The following is a 2,875-nucleotide window of genomic DNA, read 5'->3' as shown; positions in this document are numbered from 1 at the left end:
TCGTGACCGATGCCTACGCGCAAGGCCGGATCCCGGCGGAACTGAGCTCAGCGGCATACGTCCACGAGGTCGCAAGGGTGCTCAAGCCTGAGGGAACGGCCCTCTGGAACCTCGCCGACGAACCCGGGATGCGTTATGTGGCAAGGGTGCTCGCCACTATCCGCGGTGCGCTGCCACACGTCGGCCTGGTCGCGACGCACGAGGTCCTAAAGCGGAGGCGCTTCGGCAACAGCGTCGTTGTCGCGAGCGCCGTGCCGCTGCCCGAGGAACGGCTCCGGCGTGACGTGGCGCGAGCGAACCTGCCCACGGGCCTGCGGGTCGGCGTCGAGATCGACCGGATCATCGCCCGTGCGAAGCCTCTCGACGACGGCGGGATGCCGAGCCCGCCGGCGCCCGACGCGCGCGGCTGGCGGATCGTCTGACGCCGCCTGCCGGTGCCTGTGGAGGGGCGCCCACGCCATCGAACCTGTTTGGTTGTCGAGAGTTTTGCTCTCCAACATTCCCCGGATCGGGTATTGGGCGGCTCATGCGGCAGTTGGTGCGTCCTCGTGAGACGCGACGATTTCTTTTGGCTTTTTTGCATCCCGGCCCGAGTGGATCGGGAGGCCGACTCTCAGAACAATTCAATCCATCGCGTCATTTTACAGGCTAGCTGTCTTTGCTCAACTCAGCTCAGTGATACCTCGCGCCGTTGGAGAGGGGCCCGTGACTAGGTTCAGGAGGAGCTTTCAAGTTTCGAGTTGCCGCTGTGTCGAGTTGCAGGGAGGCTGCCGGCACGGCAGTTCTTTACATGCCGACCAGTCGTCCGCTTCGGAGTCAAAGAGGACTCAAGATCAGGCGAGTGAAGGCACGTATGTCAACGGTGGTGGCGTCGGTTTCGGCGGCCGTGGCCCTCGGCATCGGTGCTCCGATGCTTTCGGCAAGCTCGGCGAACGCGCTGCCGGCGTGGCTGCACCGGGGCCCGACCACTGTCTATCCGTCGGCAGGAGGGACCTGGCAGTATGGCCATTGGAACGCCTACGTCCGCTCCTATTATTGGGTGGGCAAGAATCATGGCTCCAGCTTGACCCTCAACGGCGAGAGCATCCGGAGTATCTGCGTGGCAGCGAATACTCAGGCTTCCGCCGAAAAGTTCGCGCTCCAGACTCCTGGCGCGACGGACTCCTACTATTACCGGCTTTGTTAGCAGCGGGCCTGTGACAGCCCGGTAGGAGCGGGCCCTCGCCCATAGTTGGCTGGATCGGACGACCTCCCCACCCATCCACTTAGGCGCGGGGGCCCGCCATACGGGTTGTGACCGCGACTCATCCGATCGATCACGTGGGGGGTCTCAGATGCACCGCAAAGTGGTGCTCGCGGTTTCGGTGGTCCTGTTCGGACTTGCCGCGTTCTTGGTGGCGGTCATGACCGACCTGCATGACCGGTCCTTTCCCGTCAACGCCGATGTCAAGGCAAGCGTCAGCCTGGACTTCTCCGGAACCGGTCTCAGCGACAGCGACGCGTTCACCTTCTTGGCCCGAAGTAGCGACCAGTTCGACCTGGGTCTGGTCAAGCTCGCTCCGGATCTCGGGGCCGACCAGTCGGGGCAGGTGCTCGTCCCGCTCGGCGACATCCGCCTTCCCGAGCGGGTCCAACGATTCGGCGACCAACCCGATGCCATCGTCAAGGACGCTGCGACGCTTGAGCATTCCTTCGCCTCGGGCCAGTACTTGGTCAGCGGTAGCGACGACCAACTGAACACCTTCAGAGAGCTCCTTGACCGCCGCAATATCGGCAACGAGTGGGCGCTGGACTCGGTCACGACTACTCTGACGTTCCTGGTGCGACAGTCCGCCTTCGGAGTCACCCTGCTCGCGACGGCCATCCTGATGATCTCGTTGGCCCTGTTCTGGCTCACAGTCAAGAGCCGGGCACGAGCTCTCCGCATCCTGGCGGGTGTCTCCTCCGCGCGGATCCAATACGAGGACATCACCGAGTTCTTGGTGCGTCTGTCGGCCGCCGCGGCCGCCGTTTGGGCCTTGGCCACCGGGTATGTCGGCGTCGCACACGGGTGGGCCTTCACCGCCTACTACAGCCGAACGCTGGCCTTGTTCATGGGGCTCGTGGTCGTGACCACGGCAATATGCATGCTGCTCATGTGCCTTGCCGCGTGGCCGAGCCCGCAGCTGCTCGCCCGGCGTGAGCCCGCGGTCAGCAAGTACCGAGCCCCCTCGGCGGCGCTCAAAGCCGTCACCTTCATCTTGCTTCTGTCCGCGGTCGCCCCCTCGGTCACCGCTTACGAGCAAGCCAGCAATGTCGCCGCTCAGCAGGCCGTCTGGCGGTCCTTGTCCGACCAGGTCTCCTTGGTACTGCCGAGCGCTGTGGACGAGGCTGGCTTCCAAGCCCTCAGCGGCAGGATCGGCGACGTCATCGCGGACGCGGAGGCACAGCACCACCTCGCCCTGTCCTACACATGGGCCGCCGACGCGGACGCCGGTCTGAACTTCGGACAGGAGCAAAATCTGTCCCTGGTGAACCAGCAGTGGCTTGATCTGGTCACCACGGGCAGCACCGTCGACCAGATCCTCCTCACACCGGTTGCCGCCGATGAGCTTCCCCCCGGCATGCGCAACTACCTGCAGGCCAACCTCCCCATTTGGTTGCACCCAACAGTCCCGGTTGCGCAGGCACTGCAGCAGTTCACGTTCTACCGACAGTCCGGCACCACCGAAGCCCCCATGGCCAGGGCCGGCGGTGGTGGGATTGCCTTTCTCGACTCTGGCGTGGTCATGGTCGCCCCCCGCGTTCACGGCATGTTCACCGACGACTTCCTCGGCTCCGTGGCCTCCTCGATGAACTTGATGTTCACCGGGCTCGGGCCCACGCAACAACTGCT

The 2,875-nt window shown here is 64.5% G+C and carries 2 protein-coding genes; both read left to right on the top strand.

Annotated features, from left to right (window positions below):
- Positions 1-422 (top strand): polyamine aminopropyltransferase (locus tag ABF401_RS03815; RefSeq protein ID WP_502908189.1); only part of this gene is annotated, 422 nt, incomplete at its 5' end.
- A gap of 981 nt (positions 423-1,403) precedes the next feature.
- The coding region (locus ABF401_RS03810) for a bacteriocin-associated integral membrane family protein (RefSeq protein ID WP_353508213.1) at positions 1,404-2,875 on the top strand (1,472 nt) is incomplete at its 3' end.

Origin of the sequence: Intrasporangium sp. (genome assembly GCF_040414665.1) — a bacterium.
Classification (GTDB): domain Bacteria; phylum Actinomycetota; class Actinomycetes; order Actinomycetales; family Dermatophilaceae; genus Intrasporangium.
Note: the sequence above shows the minus strand (reverse complement) of the source record. Positions and strands in the feature narration are given on the sequence as shown.